Here is a 16,113-nt window from a genome sequence, read left to right on the forward strand (position 1 = left end):
TAAGGATATTAACGATTTGATTATCAGTAAAGCGTGTCTTTTTCATAGGATTCTCCTGCTGGTATATTTTAGCAGTTAATCTCTATTTCTAAGTGTTCTTATTTATTGGGGGGATTACCGTACGATTGGGATAAATTTTTCCTCCCCTTTTTGATAATAACAAGCAAGAAAAACTGATATCAGTCACATATAATTATGACGTATCGCTTTCATTTTAAAGTGGCCCTATGTTATTTAATGCTCACTTTGACCTTTATGATATTCTAAAAAGTTGTGAAAATAGTATAAAAAACATTCAGATGCATTTATTAGTGGGTTATTGTCATGCGTTTACAAACGTCTATGGACATTATTAGAATGTAGGCATCTTACTGATTAACTTCCTCAGGCTCCTGTTTTTTTTCTGCAAGACTGGTCTGCCTATCCTCAGTTTGTTTTGTTCTAATATTGTTCAATTCTAGAGCTGATGCAAAAGCATGCTTGTCAGGCGTAGGAATATGGCTTTCATTCGTTAATGAGCGATCATTTTCAGCAAAACGAGCAGCCGATAACAGTTGATCATTTTTTTGCTGATCTTTAGTGTTGAAAGTATCTACTAGAAGATATAAAGAGACTGGAATTAGAAGAAGAGTTATTAGTATTCTTTTGGTGAGCGCCTTATGTGGACGAGACTTCCATTTGTACAGTGGTGCTAATAACATGAGCACACAAATAACGGCTACTAAAAGCTTAAATAACGTATCAGTGGATAAGTTAAATATATTAGCTATCATATCTTTGTGTCCAACTTACCCGTTCTATTAGTATTGTTTCTAAATTTGATTTAAAAGGCAGCTTTAAAGCGGTCTGTTAGAGGATCAAGCAAGCAATCTTTAACAGATAGTAAATATTATGAGCGAAGAATTCGAAAATTTTATTTGAATCCTTAACTCAAGATACTCTGTAATAGCCTCTAGCTCACTGCAGTTAAATCCATGCTATCACTAATGATTAATATTGTCATTATATATAGCCCAGTTAAAGATAGATTTAGTCAGCAGTTTAGGGTTTAGCAAGCTTATTTTTTTATTCATAAAAGTAATAATAACTAAAATTGAGTAGCTTACTATCTTTTAGATTGGAACCTATCAGGTTATGATATTTAACATCCTACAAAACTGATGACTATTTATGGGAAGTACCCCACTCTCAACTTATTTTTCTAAGGTATTGGTTTACTTAGTTTTTAAAATTTCAGTTAAAACAATTAAAATTTTAAATTCTATAAAAATCAAAAGCCTACGATAAGTTGAGATTGGCGTGGGAAGTATAAGTTTTTATGATCTGTTCTTTCCAGTATTGCTCTGTCTGAACTCTCCGTATGGTGAGTCGTGGCTCAAACAAATGCAGCTACTATCAATTTTAATACATTAGCTGGCCGCAGCATAGTTGTCGCACAAGGTTTATCACTTTGGAACCCCTTAACAAATCATTATTTTCCTTGTAACAACAAATAAGATAGAGGATTTCTTTACTCACACTGAGATTCTAACCATTTAGATAGTTTAGTAATATCGTCCTGATTGTTCTTTAATTCCTTGTAAACGAAGTAAAATTTATCCCCTGTTAGTAGTTCGTGCATTGGGATTCTAACGAGTTTCTGCTTATAAGATTGATCTAGCATCATATAGTTGTTAACGAGGGTAACTCCCAGATTGTACCGTGCGGCTTCTATCGCTAGTAGTACATGACTAAAATGATTTATCTTTATATCCTTCGGTAACTCAAATCCGCCTGCCTTACACCACCGCAGCCAATCCTCCGCTATATTCTCACTTATATCTGTATACCTCACGGACAATATTGGATGCCGCCACAATGCATCAGGAAGGGGTTTATCTCTTATTTTCTCCCAAAGCTTTTGACCACAAACAGGATATAAAGTTTCAGAAAATAAAAACTTACTGATGAAAGCATGTGGAGGGGGATTGACGGTGATATAACAATCGGCCCTTTGCTCATTATAATCAGAGGGATGATTGACCATATCTAAAGTAAGTTCTATTTCTGGATACTGTCTATAGAAGTCTTCTAGTCGAGGAATCAACCAATTCACTGCGACTGAACTGTACAGAGCTAAGCGTATATGCCCAGGTTTTCCATGCTTAATAATCTGACTACTATCTGAAAGAAGACCCAATGCGCTACTCACATCTGTGAAATAACGCTCACCAACCTCTGTCAACGAAAAGGTCCGGCCTTGCCTGTAAAACATTGCTTCCCCAAGATACTTCTCAAGGATGCGTATTTGGTGACTCACGGCACTTTGTGTCACATTGAGGCTCTCTGCTGCTTTTGAAAAGCTGTTAAGCCGTGCAACGGATTCGAAGCATTGTATGGCACGCAGCGGTGGTAAATCCATTATTATCTCAGCTAATACTAAGTATGGTTTATATCATTATACATCATAGCGTTACTTGCATATACTGCCTGACAGATCGTTAAATCAGCATGAACCCATTGGGGTTTTAACAGTTTCTGAATTTAAAATAGGGCGGGGAGGATAAGTATGCCAAAGATGAGTGTTGCATTTGCCATGACGCTATTGGTACTAGGAAATATTATTGCGATCTTCTCGGACGCCTTGATAAAGGACTTGCCCTCTGAGACGGCGGTGTATCAGTTTATCCTGTTTCGTCAATTAACAGCGGTTTTAATGCTGTTGCCATTTTGCTTAATAAAAAAAAAGAGCAAGTTATTCAGTAATATGAAATGGCACTTTGTTCGTAGTCACGTTTGGTTGTTGGGTGTGATATTCATGGTGCTGTCTCTTCAAGCACTGCCTCTCGCGACTGCGAATGCTATTTTTTATGCCGCCCCTTTATTTATATTGCCGCTAGGTTTTTTATTTTATAAAGACAGATTAACCTTTCCAACTATAGCGGTATCTATGTTAGGTTTTGCTGGTATCCTCGTTATCGTACAACCAAAACAGATTAATTCAGGGGCAGTTTTTGCGCTTATAGTAGCGGTAACCATGGCGATAAACAATCTCTTAGTTCGTAAACTTCCACAACATCATTCTGTCTATCAAACGCTACTTTTGACCAATTTATTAGGAATACCGTTCGCGCTTGGTTTGGCTATTTGGGAGGGACAGCCATTTGATTGGCGCTCATTGATTACGGCCGCCAGTTCAAATGTATTTATTTTGATTTATGCGGGTATATGCGTACAGGTGTACCGACACATTGAAGCGTACAAAGTCTCTAGTGCGGAATACTCAGGTTTAATAGGGGCGGTGGTGGTTGGAATCATATGGTTTAACGAAGTGCCAAATATGACTTTGTTAATAGGTTCTGCGCTGATTATCCTACCTTTGATATGGCTTGCTACTCTTGAATCTATGAGGTTTAGACAAAAAATTGGGTAGGATAACCATATATCTTAAAGCTAAAAGCTTTCTTTAAAAATCCCCTAGACTGGTGTTTGAGCGTGAGTATTTTAATTGAATGGACTGAGCTTATAGCCAGTCTTGGAACTATTGATGAAAGCGCTTTTATCAGCGTTGCTAGGGAGCGCAGCATTCAGCTTGTTAGGTAATCGTCCCATGCATAACGCATTGAATTAATAGCATTAAGATGCACGGTTTGGTTTCTGTATAGGCGTAAAGCCGCCATTGCCCATGGGCGTTTATGATTGTAATGGTTTAATAAAATACGATTGATAGTATGATTCGTGATGTGGCACCCTTTAAGTTTGAAAAGCGCTATTAGGATAATCTTGATCAGTCAGGCATTGCTGCCTGACTCAAGTAGATCAGCCTCCGATATAGTCGGGACGGTTCAGTAAGGCTCAATAATAACCATCATGTTGCATTCATAATCATTTTTCTGCAAAAGTATATGAGTATATGAGTATATGAGTATATGAGTATATGAGTATATGAGTAAAGCTTAGTTCTTTCGATAATATAGTTCAGCAAACGTGCAAAACAATTTAAACCAAGATCAATATGGCAGCTTTCATATGTACGTTTTAAAAAGTATACATGGTCACATATTAAATTATCTCTTTGCTTTTTACTAATATAAGTACTTATATCTGTACATATATAGACTATACTAGTGTAGTATTTTACCTATAATGATAGGTCATATAACCAACATAATTAAGCCTGGAGTAACTATCATGGACGTTGTGAACTACACTGATTTTAGAAAAAGCTTAGCAAAATATATCGATAAGGTAGATACCGATAAAGGCCCGATATTAATTACAAGACAAAATGCTAAACCGACGGTATTGATGAGTTTAGAAGAGTTTAACTCGTATGAGGAAACACTTCATCTTTTAAGCAGCCCTACCAATGCCAAGCGTCTCAGACGCTCTATTGCTGATGCTAAAGCTGGTCGCTTGATTGAACGTGAGATTGATACTAAGGATATGCCCCTCATTTTTGATGATGAGGTAGACGCTTGAGACTATCCTGGACGGAGGACGCGTGGGAGGACTATGAGTACTGGCAAAAAACCAGTAAAGACAAAATCAAACATATCGGTAAGCTGATCAAAACCATCAAACGTGAGCCATTTGAGGGTATTGGCAAACCTGAATCGCTCAAACATGACCTTGCAGGCTACTGGTCTCGTCGTATTGATCAAGAGCATCGGCTGGTTTATGAAGTTCAAGATAATGCGATTATTATCGTACAATGTCGATATCACTATTAAGCAGAGATATCTCAGCAATCAACTGACGTAAGCACTTAGCCACGACTTGTATTTCAGAATAGCTATGGTCAACTTTTAAGAGAATTTCGATGACTTGACGCTTCCCAGTAATGGTCTTCGGCTTTTATGTTTATCTTCTGATTTAGCCTAAGTAATTTAAAAACGCCCTAGATATTAAAAACCTAATCTATATGACAGACAAAAAAATACCTCTTGGAGTTGACTCCAAGAGGTATTTAGTTTTTAATGTAGTTAACGGTTACAGAGTGCGCCAACACCCTGTAACGAACAAATAAGCATACGCAGTGCGTTATTTGAACAGCATTAAATGCCCGTGTAGGTGCATTTTATCCAAAAACTGCTTTCATATCAACCTTATTCACTATACATTTTAAAAACTGCTTGTTCGCTCGTTACATCCTCATGCTGCTCTCTTTGTACCCGTTACCCGTCAAATGGGTGGCAGGCCTCGGTGACGACTGCGTTTGACATAAGGGTGAGCTCCCTACAGGGGTGACTAGACAAAGGAACAGAGCAACGCAATGAGTGGTTACTCGTGCATATCGTAGCGGTATATTGGGTTTAGACCCTTGCTAGCGTATGACAGCACAGTAGCGGTTAAGAGCGTGTCTAGGCGGTGCTATCAGCCGTAATCTTAACAACCGTAGCTTGATACAGTGATACGGTCTTGATGACGCGATGGGCGATGAAGTCGGCATGACTAATCACATCAAATCTAAGGAATACACTAAAGCGTTTGTGAGTATTTTTTTACTCATAAACGCTTTAGGGTGAGTGTTCCTTGAAATCTGCTCAAGGCTCCAAAATCAGCATAAATTCACTTAGGCTAACTCTTATAGTATATAGCCTAGTGGGCTATATACTATAAGAGTCCAGAGAAAAATTTAGAATAGTTATTCTACAACAGTCACTTATTCAGTGAGTCGATATTGTCATGGTTGATTCATAGGCTTAGTGTGAATAGAACAAGATCTATGCCCTGGGTAAAGTCTCTTATACATTCATAACTGTTCTTTATCTTGAGACCCTGATTACATTGAATACTTTTATTTAATCAGCATCAAAAGCATTATCTTTGTTTTGAATAAGTATCAGAGCGTCTTGTGCTTTTTTAAGTTGATCTTGTAACAGAGTCACTTGTTCCTGCTCTGATAGGTGACGGCTTGATAGCTCGCTATATTGCTTATTTAATACGCTATGCTCAGCTTCAAGCTTAGCCTGTGTTTGAGTCAGCTGATCATTGAGTTCTGATAGTTTGTTACGCTCAGCGATTATAGCCTTTAACTCCCCTTTAACCTCTGCTGTATCAGTCGCCATCTCATTGCGTTCAGTAGTGACTGTCTTTAGCTCATCCTTAGTCGCTATCAGTTCTGCCTGCAGACGTGTAATTTCCGCTTTATTGCTATTAGCTGTGGCTTCAAGCGTGGCCACTTTTGATAGGTTGGCGTTAAGCTCTTTTGACTGCTGATCAAGGGTATGGCGCAGATCTGCAAGCTGAACCTGAGCTGAATCTGTCTTAGCTCGCTCAAGCTCAAGCGCGTGTTGAGTATCACTGAGCGTTTGTGACAGCATATTACGCTCAGCAGTCACTTTTGCCGCGCTGATGGCCGCTGCCTCTGCCGTTGCTGTGACCTCGTCGAGCTGTACCAACAAGTCGGCTTGTTCACTCTCTAGCGTCTTAACCGCCTCTTGCGCTTCGTCTGTCTCAGCTTGTGCCTTGGCCTTAATGCCCTCTAACGCCTCACGCTCTTTCACCAAGCGATCATTAGCGATATCAATGGCCGTCTGCCACATATCAGCCCCTAAGGACTGTAAGCGCTCAGTGATACCACCTGGCAGCTCAATCTGTCTTAACTGCGCCTCTTCTTGGTTATCCTGACGCCAAGACTTCATCGCCTCACTGATGGTCGTGAATGAGCCCCCGCCCAGCGCCTTACGCACCTCAGCCAATGTCGGCTTAATCCCTTGTTCCTGTAGCTGGTCAGCTGTGGCATGAATTTGCTGAATAGTGATGGCCATCATCATTGTCCTTAATTTTGTATGAGTAAATAGGTAATTTTTGTATTATATATATGTAGTATAATACAATTTACAATATAATACAAAACAAGATATAAAAAAACCTCAAGTGATCTTGAGGTCCCGGTCATTAAACTATGACTAGTGATCCGCTAAGTACTCTTCTAGCGCGTTATTGATCATTTCTTGATAGTCACCACCTGTTTGCTTGGCTCTATCCTTAAACTTGGCAATGATACTTGGGTTGATGACGCTCGCCTCAGCAGAGAACGCTTGCGGCTTAATACTGCCACGGATAGCGTTTGACCAATCCGTAACTTCTGGAATATCTGATAAATCAATATTGTCATCACTAAGCGCTGCTAAATATTCTAAGTCTGCTTGTTGCTTTGGCGTTAGGGGTGGTAAATCGTCTATTTGATAGCTAACCTTGTTCATATTGCCTCCTCTCACTCTTTGTGGCACGCCTAGCTGAGATAATGCGTATAACCTCGCCACCATCTATGTCTGTCTGCGTATTGGCTACTAATAAGACTGCTGTGCCGTCTACTGTATCCAGCGCCTGCCACCGCTCCTCACCATTTTCATACCTGTCTTGCTGACGCAGGCATAAAGGATCTAAAAAAACCCGGGTAGCTGTCTCAAATGATAAACGGTGTTTGCACTGATTGGTGATGTTTTTTTGTTCATCCCATTCAAATCTAATACTCATCTTTTCTCTTAATCATTATGCTCTTTATAGATTGGCAATTCATCTTGATTGACAGCTGCTACTTTCTGATATTCAAAAGATAGTGGCACTTTATTGGTTTGCGCCACTTGGGTCAAAAATAATTTGATCGCTTGAGACGGCGTTAATCCATAGCTTTCAAACACCGCAAAGGCATTTTCTTTTAGCTCTTGATCGAGCCTAATATTATAATTAGTTGTCGTCATAGCATCACTTATGGCTTATTTATGTACATATAATATAAGCTATTTGTATAGGACTACACCAGTCCAATTACTTTTTTCTTTGCTATGATTTCTGCTTAGGGAACGTATAGCCTATCGCCAGTAAGTGCTTTTTGTGGGTCTTTAAAAAAGCCTCATCTCTTAATTGAGTGTGTAACCAACTAATAACTTCTTGAGTGCTTTTACCTGATGGTGCGTAACTACCAAACGGTGAGTAGTTAGCCAACAAAGGGGCAAAACGATCAATTTGCTTAACGGTTAGAGGTGGGATATCTCTATCCTCATTATTCTGATTTAGGCCCTCCTGTCCTTTTTTCTTAGTTGGCTTGGCCTTGACGGTGAATGTCAAACCTGTAACTGTGCGTCCACGTTTGATGTTTTCATAGGTGATTTTGATGTCGGTTTTTTGATTAATTTCTTTTATAGGCCCATCAACTGCATTCTCCTTCAAATTATTGATGCGCTCATACGACTTAGGTGTGCCAAGTTCTTGCCTGTATTGATCTAAAGTCATAGAAAAACCACCCTTCCCCTCAGACTTTTTTGCTAAATGGTAAAGGTCTAAAGAGTAAGTCAGTTTGAGGTTTAAGATATCTTCTTTTAAATATTTAGTGTAAGGGTTGAACTTATCAAAAACCTGAAGTAAATATATTACCTCATCTGTAAAATGCATCGATATATAGCCATCTGCATATTTCGACCTGATTAGCCATTGAACCTCTGTATCATCACCATCCTTATCCTCATAAATGAATGTACGCTTCATTAATTTTTTGCTAGCTGATTTCATTTGCTTATAAGCCGAGTTTCTATCTATTCCGCTAAGCTTAGCAAATTCAGAAGACGTAACCTCTATCGGTGTTTTTTCAGTAGCATTATTAACCCTAACTAATGGGCTCGCTAGAATAATGATGCGCTTCTCATCAATAGACATCTCTCTAAAAGCTTGAGTAATTTTATTTTGCATAACAATCCATTTTTCAGGATATTTTTTTTCGTATAGCTCGACATCATTCATTATGACAACCTCATTATGCTAGTTACTTTAAGATACTAGCATAGTGCGGGATAAAAATAGCATTTAAACGGGATAAAAGTAGCATAATGCGGGATAAAAGTAGCATAATGCGGGATAAAAGTAGCACAATAGAGCACGTAACCCTTTAATAGTAAAGCTTACAGACTGTCTAAAAGTATTTAAAAGTATTTAAAAGTAAAAAATATATTTTCATTTTAAATAATGAGGGAAAAGCCAAAGAACCAACGGATTTAAGATGATAATTTGATCGACCAATTACTTGTAAAACTACTCAATAGCTCAAAATGCAATTGTCCACTTACTTGATGTTAATCCTCGTTTGCATGGTTCGGGTCAAGCTTGGATCTTTGAAAATCTTCAAAAGCATAGTCAAAGATATTTTGAATATCTTCATCCGTCATTCTGGACACCCTGTTTTCACATTCTCAATATCATTCTCATTTTTTGTAGACAGTGTGTTCTTCATTTTCAGTAGCCATTATCGATACCTCTGTAAACCCCTTTTAAATCGTTGCCAAAAAGCCTAAAAACCACTCTTATATGCGTTTTACACTCTGTTCGATACGATGGTAGCTAAAGCTATTCTAAAACGCTTAAAACAGCCGATAATCGTCTCTTAACCTTTCGCTAATTAGTAGACGATCCAGCTGTACCGTCAATTAGGCGATTTCTAGCAGCTACTGTGCTGATGAGTAAGCATCAAGCAAGGAACCGTGGTCACTGTCCTGACTGCTTTTAGGTGGTGTAAAGCTGCTTGGTGTTTCCTTAGCCTCACTTTGCATCTTATGAGCGATTGATTTTAAAAACTCACGGTGCTTTTTTAAACGAACGTACCTTTCATTATCATGGGCGTCTAAAAATATAGCTTGTAGTTCGTGATTGTCATCATCATCTAATGCGTTGGCTAACCATTCCCCCAAAACCTGTTGTGCCTCAAGTCTGTCCTGATTGATTTCTTTTTTAATAGCCTGTAACTGCTTTATCTTATCTGCGAATAGATCATCTGATATTACTGACATTATCTCATCCTTTTCTAGTCAACTATGATAGAGTTGATCCTAGCAGTGTACACATAGGGATGCAAGGTAGTAAAATACACAAGACCACATCTTTTTGTGGGCGCAGTAGTATTTTAACTCTCTGTTAAGAGCGAACTTAGGAGTTTATGTAAAAAAGACCCACAAGGGGTGCTATTTTTTTACATAAACTCCTAAGTTCGGCAGGGGGCGATCCCCCTACGACCCCCAAGAAAACATTTTTCAATTCCGGATTTTTTGCCATGAACAATAAAGGGTTTCATCTATCGGTTAGCGCTGTTAGCAAAGCGAAAAATCATAGTGTGTTGGCAAAATCTGCCTATAATTCTGGCTTAAAAATAATCGATAAGCAGTTGGGAGAGATACATGATTACACCAGTAAAACCAAAGATAAGATTCTAAATTTAGTTGATAGTGATGGCACTAAGTACATCCAGGTGATTGAGAAAAATGTGTTGCATACGGCTTTGATAACACCAACGATTGCTGAGAATTTGGCAGTAACGCGTGAGGGGTTTTGGAATAATATCGAACGCATTGAGACTCGTAAAAACGCGCAATTGGGTACTGAGATTGATGTGATGTTTCCTGAGGGGGTTACAGCTGATCAGCGCATAGTGCTGGTCGAGCGCTACGCTCAAACCCTATCTGATCGCTACAACGTGCTTGTCGATGTGGCTATCCATCGCCCCCACAGTCATGAGAAGCATGTGGAGAAGATTGAAGTGGTCGAGCTGACCAGCAGTAATTTTCATGCTCATATTTTACTCTCAAGCCGTGAAATATTAGCGGATGCGGATAAAGGTTATGTCTTATCGAAGCGTAAGAATTGGACACAGTGGTCAACCGGTGAGCGGCTATCTAAAGGACTAAATGGGCGCGGCGATGAGCTTAAATATCAACGCCGACTTTGGGCGGATATGGCTAATAAGCTATTACCTGAGAATAAAAGTATCAGTGAGAAATCGTACCGTGAGCAGGGCATTAATCGTTTACCAAAAATGAAACTGGGTAAATCCTTGTATAAGGATATCTTAAAAGGTAAGCGCTCATTGATTCATGAGTACAACGAGACGATTGATGAGATCAACGCCTACATCGAAAAAAATGGTTTGGTAATTGAGTATGACGACAAGGGTCGTATTGATCTTGAGAGCAACGTACAAGAGATTGATGGCGTTACAGTACATTATAAAAAGCGTAAACCCTTTGCACGATTTGAGCTTAGTAACATTCGCTTGGTGGATCCCGCCGCTGAACTTACACCCCCTACTCCTAAAGAGGACAGTCAGACTCATAGTGATGCGGCCAATGATCAAACACTTGATGAGCTTTTAGTGATCTCAGATGATTTTGAGCAGCAAAAAAAGATGGTGCGCAGCGCCTTATTTTCAACCATTGATAGGCTGCATGAAGAGTTAGCACACCAGTCTAAACAGACCATTACCATTGCCGAAAATATTAAAAGCACACCGAGGTTCACCGAAGAGGTGGGACAGGATTACAGCACGTCCCGCCAAAAAATGATTGAGCTTGCCAGGCAGATAAGCACAAAAGAGCAAAGCGAGGCACTAAAGGCAGCTTTAGCCTTGGTTGAGCAGTTTAGACAAGACGACACCCTACAAACGCGCCGCGCCGTTACCAGTCTTGAGAAGCAACTGTCACAGATTGATAAAATAGTGCTGAATAATAAAGCGATGCTAGAAAAGCTGATCCCGCTTAATAATGAAGTCATTGCTGACTACAAAGGGTTAAAGGCTACCCTAAAACCGTTTGCCGCAACGCTTAATAAACTGGCGACTGGCTTTAAAGCGCTGGATGAGATTGATATTGAAAAATCCGACTTATCCTTACAGTGGGATCAAGCGTTTTCGGATCTACAAGAGATAGGCGTTACCAATAACATGGACACTTATCATAAGTTTGCCGCATTTGCAGATCTGGATGTTGAGCGCTTTAAGTACCTTCTAGAAGGGCGTGAGGCGCTCAGTACGTTAAAAGCGGTAGAGATAGATAATACCGCTGAGGCGCGTTTGACAACGCTGGTATCTGATGTAAAGACATTTAAAACCGCCAATAATGAAGACATCAAACAATTAAAGCTGCAAATCAATACCAGTCAAAAAACTTATCAGCGCCTATCGCCGTTTTATGAGCAGCGTATCGCCTTACTGGATCAAAGTGAAGCTGTGATTGTGCAAGATGATGACCTATACGATGAGATTACCCGTACCAAGACCACTCAATTGAACGCAGATCGGCTTGATGACTGGCGCAACCGTACGATGGTGCTTCACCACCAGCTCAACAAAGCACATGAGCAAGCAAAGCTTAAGGAAGAGGCTGAGCGCGCACGAGAGGAGGCTTTGATAAGGCGGCGAGTAGCTTTACAACAGAGACGGCAGCAGGCATCTCTTAAGCGTCAGCGAATCAATGAGACCAAAGCATATCGAGATCGATTTGACAATTTAGTGGTACGGGTGCGTGACCGCGTTGATACCCTTGATTTTAAAGCCATTGATGCACCGATCGAAGTGATCAACGCGGCTGAGGCGGTTGCCGCACAAGCATTTATATTCACCACTCTAAAACGCACTGACAGCTTTACGACACTACAAAAGAGTTTACGAGACACCGATGCCAAAAAAATTGCACCGCAGGTGCAGAAGGCAGCAACATCGCTGTGGCAACAGCTTGAGCGCTTGCCTGACAATCAAGATAAGGTCGAGGTATTAACCCAGATCAATGAGCGCTTTGAGCATGTTCCTGCTATCACCATAGATGCGGCAACGCTCACGCAAACCGTGACAGATCACCTGCAAAAAACGAAGAGCGCCATCCAAGCGCAAGAACAAGCACAAACACGCCGCTACTCATCACCACGCCCATTTTAGGCGGCATTATTATAATGAGCACACCATGAATAAAGATAATAGCAATGAGCACGACATTCACGACGAGCTTATTAATCTAGTGACCAGACTCAAACCTGTGATCGAAGCTCTGCGAGCACTGATTGGACAAGCTGACGATGCGGTGGCAACGCGCCTTGATCACTCTCTTAGCCGTATTGATAGTACGGTGGACGAAATCAGCACTGTCATTGCAGAACTAGGAAACAGCGCGAGCGCTTCCTCAGAAGCATTGAGTCAGTATCAAGATCTTGTGTTAAAGCAGCTACAAGCAGCAGTGACCACCTTTACCGATACTGAAATGCCGCGTCGTTATGATGACAAAATAGCGGACATCATCATCGATATGAAGCAGCAGATTGATACGGCTGTACAGGCGGTCGTCACTGCTAAAAACGCCAGCATAGAGGCGAAAGTGAGTGCCATGCAAGCGGTGGCTGATAAGCTTGGCGCTAGTGCGGACAGTCTTGCACTCTTTACCAATCAGTACCAAGCTGGTCATAAGCAGATTATTACCGATATTGAGGCGCTTGAGACCGCTACAAAAAAGCGGATTGGAGAAGTAAAAGAGGATGCTGATAAAGACTTGGATAAGATTTACAAGTCTATTGAGTCCATGAGTATTAAAAAGATAGCAGCAGTGGCCGCTGCTGCCACAGCGGGAATGGTGATGGTTTTGGTGCTACTGGTCTTCTGGTATGTGCCAAGCTTTGATGAGATTGCAGAAATGAGACAGCAGCAAGTAGAGCTACAGCGCGGCATCGATGAGCTTGAAACGGGATGGAAGCAGGCCTTTAATAACGCTCGAAGTCAGCAGCTTATTTTGGCTTGTGATGTTAATGAAGAGCAGCCCGATGTGATCAGTTGGTGCGTTAGAGCAGACAGCAAAAGCGTTTTGAGAGATGAGAAAGGCTTTATATATTATAAAATAGCTGAGTTGACGCGTGCGGAACCGATTGAGTAAAGGTGTATGGTGATAGTGAGCCATACCACCGAAAGAGACCTTTATAGACTTAGGGTGGCGTAGATAATTGTAAGGGCATTCTTAGGTTAGATACTGGCAGCGGATAGATTTGGTCAAGAATGAGTCTTCTAGAACATATATGACTGAAAAAAGGATTTTTTGACTGTCGTTATCTTTGTCTATATTAAAAAGCCAGATAATGACAGTGTATCTGGCTTTGAGGGTTATTGTTTCTTGTCGAAAAAGAGATCTGTGAATATCAGTTGAAACCATTAAGCTGCTTGGTCAGTATGAGCTGTGACCAACTCTATAAAGGTAGTTTCAAGGATGCTTAAAGTGTAGTCGTCAACGATAACACCTTCATCTAGCTGTCGTTGCACCCAGACATAAATCGCTTCATCATTATAAAGAATAGCGTCAACACCAAGTAATGATGCCAGTTGTACGCCTTGCTGTATTTGTAAGCTGAATAACAGCTGAGAAGCTAAAGCTTTAGTATGTTCACTAAACCATGCGCAGCTGTTGAGCCGAGATAGATGGTTGTTCATTGGTGTTCTCCTATAGATTATTATATATAAAGAATGGATAAAATGACCTATTACAGGTCAAATTATACCTATATTTTAATCTATTACAAGATAAAATGACCTTCTAAAGCTCTTTTTATACGTCTAAAGGTGATAATGTCTTATGAGCGAAGGTGTTCAATCAGGTGATTCACTGCTGTCCTCATTTATGATTTCATATAAATCACCAACATTGATTCTAAGATACGAGCATAAAGATTCGATGACATCTAGATCAACTCGGGTGGCTTCTTCATGATATATGCGAGTAATGGTGCCACGATTGATACCAGTATCTCTTGCGACATCGGCAATTTTAAGGCGTCTTTCGCCCATGATGGTCGATAAGTGACACTTCACCATAATGGTTTCCTCATCAACGATTAGTGGTTTTTGATTGGTGAGCGGATTATAACGAATATGAACGGCTAAAGTATTCCTTTTAGTAGCTAAAATTGATATCCAATAGCGGCAATTTACCTAGTAGTAGGTAGTTTATTATGCTGTCTTTGATACAGGACGTCTATCATGATGGATATACGCTAGTTAGAAAAGGCGATGCTATTTTTACTATGAAGTATTGCTATTAGTAGTGATGTGACGTACATTTTTAGCTATACTTATATACTTATATACTTATATACTTATATACTTATATACTTATATACTTATATACTTATATACTTATATACTTATATACTTATATACTTATATACTTATATACTTATATACTTATATACTCAATACATACTACAGGGATCTGTATTTATGAAGGTAATCGCGGTATTAAATCAAAAGGGTGGGAGCGGTAAGACCACCATCGCAACGCATTTGGCGCGTGGGCTGCAGCTAAAAGGCCATAGCGTGCTGCTGGTCGATAGCGATCAGCAAGGCAGTGCGCGTGACTGGAGGGCGGTTGATGAAGACAACCCAGTACCAGTGATCGGGCTCGACAGGCCAACGCTAGATAAAGATTTAAAATATGTGTCTGATAAAGAGTATGTAGTGATCGATGGATCGCCGCAAGCCACTAGTCTGGCCATTTCAGCTATCAAGGCAGCTGATTTTATACTGATTCCGGTGCAGCCGAGTCCTTACGATATCTGGGCAACCAGTGATTTGGTTGACTTGGTGCAGCAGCGTATTGAGATGATGGATGGCAAATTAAAAGCGGCGTTTGTCGTATCACGTGCCATTCAAAATACCAACATTGGTAAAGAGGTGGCAACCGCGCTGCTTGATTATAATCTTCCGGTGTTAGAGACGAGAGTGATGCAACGAGTTGCTTATCCTAATAGTGCTGCTCTTGGTAAGACAGTATTTGATACCGAATCGCCTAATAGCAATGCAATACAAGAGATAACTGCATTGGTCAGTGAAATTCAAATATTTTTTGGTGAGGAGTAAGTCATGAGTTTATCAGCAGGTCGTCCAAGTAAAAAAGCTAAGGATGAATTGGCTTTATCAGATGTGACCGAAAGCCCCAAAAAGACGGTTCGAGTAAATTTTAACCTAGATGAAGATAAACACATTGCACTCAAGCGGTACGCGCTTGAAAGCCGAAAAACGGTGACTGAGCTGCTGACTGAAATGATTGAGGAAAAATTGGTTGAGCGATAGGTATAAAAAATTCGTTTTTTTATACCTATAAAAACGATATGTAAAAAACTTAAAAAGCTATACATATCGTCGAACGCTGCGCACCTTTTTAGTAGCATCAGATGCTTGTTTTCTTAAGCCAGACGTAGAAGCAAGCTGCAAAGAAAATACTAACGGCAAAACAAGTATTTTCGCTTAGGTCAGCACCATATAATAGAGCCAAAAACGGTTATCAGTGCTAAGGTATATCGTCCTTAATCAAAATATTACTTACCAATTAAATTTATACA

17 protein-coding genes are annotated in these 16,113 nt (G+C 40.1%); 7 read left to right on the forward strand and 10 right to left on the reverse strand.

Features of this window, described 5'->3' with window-relative positions; genetic code table 11:
- Positions 1-368: 368 nt before the first annotated feature.
- Both ACP7AE_RS13055 and ACP7AE_RS13060 read right to left on the reverse strand, forming a co-directional pair.
- Positions 369-773, reverse strand: a complete 405-nt coding sequence (locus tag ACP7AE_RS13055; RefSeq protein WP_426138750.1) for a hypothetical protein — start codon at positions 771-773, stop codon at positions 369-371.
- A gap of 737 nt (positions 774-1,510) precedes the next feature.
- Positions 1,511-2,401: a LysR substrate-binding domain-containing protein gene (locus ACP7AE_RS13060; RefSeq protein ID WP_426243591.1), complete on the reverse strand. Its 891-nt coding sequence runs from the start codon at positions 2,399-2,401 to the stop codon at positions 1,511-1,513.
- Between the two features lie 147 nt (positions 2,402-2,548).
- Between ACP7AE_RS13060 and ACP7AE_RS13065 the strand changes: the two genes are divergently transcribed.
- From ACP7AE_RS13065 to ACP7AE_RS13075, 3 genes are all read left to right on the forward strand, one after another.
- Entirely contained in the window at positions 2,549-3,412 is an 864-nt protein-coding gene (locus ACP7AE_RS13065; protein ID WP_426138748.1) for a DMT family transporter, read from the forward strand.
- Between the two features lie 758 nt (positions 3,413-4,170).
- Positions 4,171-4,461 (forward strand): type II toxin-antitoxin system Phd/YefM family antitoxin, encoded by a 291-nt coding sequence (locus ACP7AE_RS13070; RefSeq protein WP_426243593.1) that lies wholly within the window; start codon positions 4,171-4,173, stop codon positions 4,459-4,461.
- Positions 4,458-4,712: a Txe/YoeB family addiction module toxin gene (locus ACP7AE_RS13075; protein ID WP_426243595.1), complete on the forward strand. Its 255-nt coding sequence runs from the start codon at positions 4,458-4,460 to the stop codon at positions 4,710-4,712. Before ACP7AE_RS13070 ends, ACP7AE_RS13075 begins: the two co-directional genes overlap by 4 nt.
- A 1,071-nt stretch (positions 4,713-5,783) precedes the next feature.
- Here the strand turns inward: ACP7AE_RS13075 and ACP7AE_RS13080 are convergent.
- From ACP7AE_RS13080 to ACP7AE_RS13105, 6 genes are all read right to left on the reverse strand, one after another.
- Complete coding sequence (locus ACP7AE_RS13080; RefSeq protein WP_426243597.1) at positions 5,784-6,752, reverse strand: DNA-binding protein; 969 nt, start codon at positions 6,750-6,752, stop codon at positions 5,784-5,786.
- Between the two features lie 141 nt (positions 6,753-6,893).
- Positions 6,894-7,190 carry a hypothetical protein gene (locus ACP7AE_RS13085; RefSeq protein WP_426243599.1) on the reverse strand — a complete coding sequence of 99 codons (297 nt, stop codon included), beginning with the start codon at positions 7,188-7,190 and terminating at the stop codon, positions 6,894-6,896.
- Positions 7,177-7,464 (reverse strand): BrnT family toxin, encoded by a 288-nt coding sequence (locus ACP7AE_RS13090; protein WP_426243601.1) that lies wholly within the window; start codon positions 7,462-7,464, stop codon positions 7,177-7,179. Before ACP7AE_RS13090 ends, ACP7AE_RS13085 begins: the two co-directional genes overlap by 14 nt.
- Positions 7,465-7,472: 8 nt before the next feature.
- The gene (locus tag ACP7AE_RS13095) at positions 7,473-7,688 is read right to left on the reverse strand and encodes a type II toxin-antitoxin system RelB/DinJ family antitoxin (protein ID WP_426243603.1); all 216 of its coding nucleotides are present in this window, start codon (positions 7,686-7,688) and stop codon (positions 7,473-7,475) included.
- Positions 7,689-7,770: 82 nt separating this feature from the next.
- Positions 7,771-8,724 (reverse strand): replication initiation protein, encoded by a 954-nt coding sequence (locus ACP7AE_RS13100; protein ID WP_426243605.1) that lies wholly within the window; start codon positions 8,722-8,724, stop codon positions 7,771-7,773.
- A 698-nt stretch (positions 8,725-9,422) separates the two neighbouring features.
- Positions 9,423-9,764, reverse strand: a complete 342-nt coding sequence (locus tag ACP7AE_RS13105) for a hypothetical protein (protein ID WP_426243607.1) — start codon at positions 9,762-9,764, stop codon at positions 9,423-9,425.
- A gap of 260 nt (positions 9,765-10,024) precedes the next feature.
- On the opposite strand from ACP7AE_RS13105, the gene ACP7AE_RS13110 reads away from it, so the two are divergent.
- On the forward strand, positions 10,025-12,676 hold the full coding sequence (locus ACP7AE_RS13110) for a MobA/MobL family protein (protein ID WP_426243609.1): 2,652 nt from the start codon (positions 10,025-10,027) through the stop codon (positions 12,674-12,676).
- A gap of 25 nt (positions 12,677-12,701) precedes the next feature.
- Positions 12,702-13,658 carry a hypothetical protein gene (locus ACP7AE_RS13115; protein ID WP_426243611.1) on the forward strand — a complete coding sequence of 319 codons (957 nt, stop codon included), beginning with the start codon at positions 12,702-12,704 and terminating at the stop codon, positions 13,656-13,658.
- A gap of 272 nt (positions 13,659-13,930) precedes the next feature.
- Here ACP7AE_RS13115 and ACP7AE_RS13120 read toward each other — a convergent pair whose 3' ends face one another.
- Positions 13,931-14,206: a hypothetical protein gene (locus tag ACP7AE_RS13120; protein WP_426243613.1), complete on the reverse strand. Its 276-nt coding sequence runs from the start codon at positions 14,204-14,206 to the stop codon at positions 13,931-13,933.
- A 156-nt stretch (positions 14,207-14,362) separates the two neighbouring features.
- Positions 14,363-14,587, reverse strand: a complete 225-nt coding sequence (locus ACP7AE_RS13125) for a helix-turn-helix domain-containing protein (protein WP_426243615.1) — start codon at positions 14,585-14,587, stop codon at positions 14,363-14,365.
- 405 nt (positions 14,588-14,992) lie between these two features.
- On the opposite strand from ACP7AE_RS13125, the gene parA reads away from it, so the two are divergent.
- Together parA and ACP7AE_RS13135 are read left to right on the forward strand one after the other, a co-directional pair.
- The gene (parA, locus tag ACP7AE_RS13130; protein WP_426243617.1) at positions 14,993-15,631 is read left to right on the forward strand and encodes a ParA family partition ATPase; all 639 of its coding nucleotides are present in this window, start codon (positions 14,993-14,995) and stop codon (positions 15,629-15,631) included.
- Between the two features lie 3 nt (positions 15,632-15,634).
- Positions 15,635-15,844, forward strand: a complete 210-nt coding sequence (locus ACP7AE_RS13135) for a plasmid partition protein ParG (RefSeq protein ID WP_426243619.1) — start codon at positions 15,635-15,637, stop codon at positions 15,842-15,844.
- Positions 15,845-16,113: the final 269 nt, after the last annotated feature.

Origin of the sequence: Psychrobacter sp. TWP2-1-2 (assembly GCF_049896785.1) — a bacterium.
GTDB lineage: Bacteria > Pseudomonadota > Gammaproteobacteria > Pseudomonadales > Moraxellaceae > Psychrobacter.

What these genes read in the sequence shown, in the direction of transcription:
- ACP7AE_RS13055 (WP_426138750.1), bottom strand. Translation starts at nt 773, where the DNA reads ATGATAGCTAATATATTTAACTTATCCACTGATACGTTATTTAAGCTT.
- ACP7AE_RS13060 (WP_426243591.1), bottom strand. Translation starts at nt 2,401, where the DNA reads ATGGATTTACCACCGCTGCGTGCCATACAATGCTTCGAATCCGTTGCA.
- ACP7AE_RS13065 (WP_426138748.1), top strand. Translation starts at nt 2,549, where the DNA reads ATGCCAAAGATGAGTGTTGCATTTGCCATGACGCTATTGGTACTAGGA.
- ACP7AE_RS13070 (WP_426243593.1), top strand. Translation starts at nt 4,171, where the DNA reads ATGGACGTTGTGAACTACACTGATTTTAGAAAAAGCTTAGCAAAATAT.
- ACP7AE_RS13080 (WP_426243597.1), bottom strand. Translation starts at nt 6,752, where the DNA reads ATGGCCATCACTATTCAGCAAATTCATGCCACAGCTGACCAGCTACAG.
- ACP7AE_RS13085 (WP_426243599.1), bottom strand. Translation starts at nt 7,190, where the DNA reads ATGAACAAGGTTAGCTATCAAATAGACGATTTACCACCCCTAACGCCA.
- ACP7AE_RS13090 (WP_426243601.1), bottom strand. Translation starts at nt 7,464, where the DNA reads ATGAGTATTAGATTTGAATGGGATGAACAAAAAAACATCACCAATCAG.
- ACP7AE_RS13095 (WP_426243603.1), bottom strand. Translation starts at nt 7,688, where the DNA reads ATGACGACAACTAATTATAATATTAGGCTCGATCAAGAGCTAAAAGAA.
- ACP7AE_RS13100 (WP_426243605.1), bottom strand. Translation starts at nt 8,724, where the DNA reads ATGAATGATGTCGAGCTATACGAAAAAAAATATCCTGAAAAATGGATT.
- ACP7AE_RS13105 (WP_426243607.1), bottom strand. Translation starts at nt 9,764, where the DNA reads ATGTCAGTAATATCAGATGATCTATTCGCAGATAAGATAAAGCAGTTA.
- ACP7AE_RS13110 (WP_426243609.1), top strand. Translation starts at nt 10,025, where the DNA reads ATGAACAATAAAGGGTTTCATCTATCGGTTAGCGCTGTTAGCAAAGCG.
- ACP7AE_RS13115 (WP_426243611.1), top strand. Translation starts at nt 12,702, where the DNA reads ATGAATAAAGATAATAGCAATGAGCACGACATTCACGACGAGCTTATT.
- ACP7AE_RS13120 (WP_426243613.1), bottom strand. Translation starts at nt 14,206, where the DNA reads ATGAACAACCATCTATCTCGGCTCAACAGCTGCGCATGGTTTAGTGAA.
- ACP7AE_RS13125 (WP_426243615.1), bottom strand. Translation starts at nt 14,587, where the DNA reads ATGGTGAAGTGTCACTTATCGACCATCATGGGCGAAAGACGCCTTAAA.
- parA (WP_426243617.1), top strand. Translation starts at nt 14,993, where the DNA reads ATGAAGGTAATCGCGGTATTAAATCAAAAGGGTGGGAGCGGTAAGACC.
- ACP7AE_RS13135 (WP_426243619.1), top strand. Translation starts at nt 15,635, where the DNA reads ATGAGTTTATCAGCAGGTCGTCCAAGTAAAAAAGCTAAGGATGAATTG.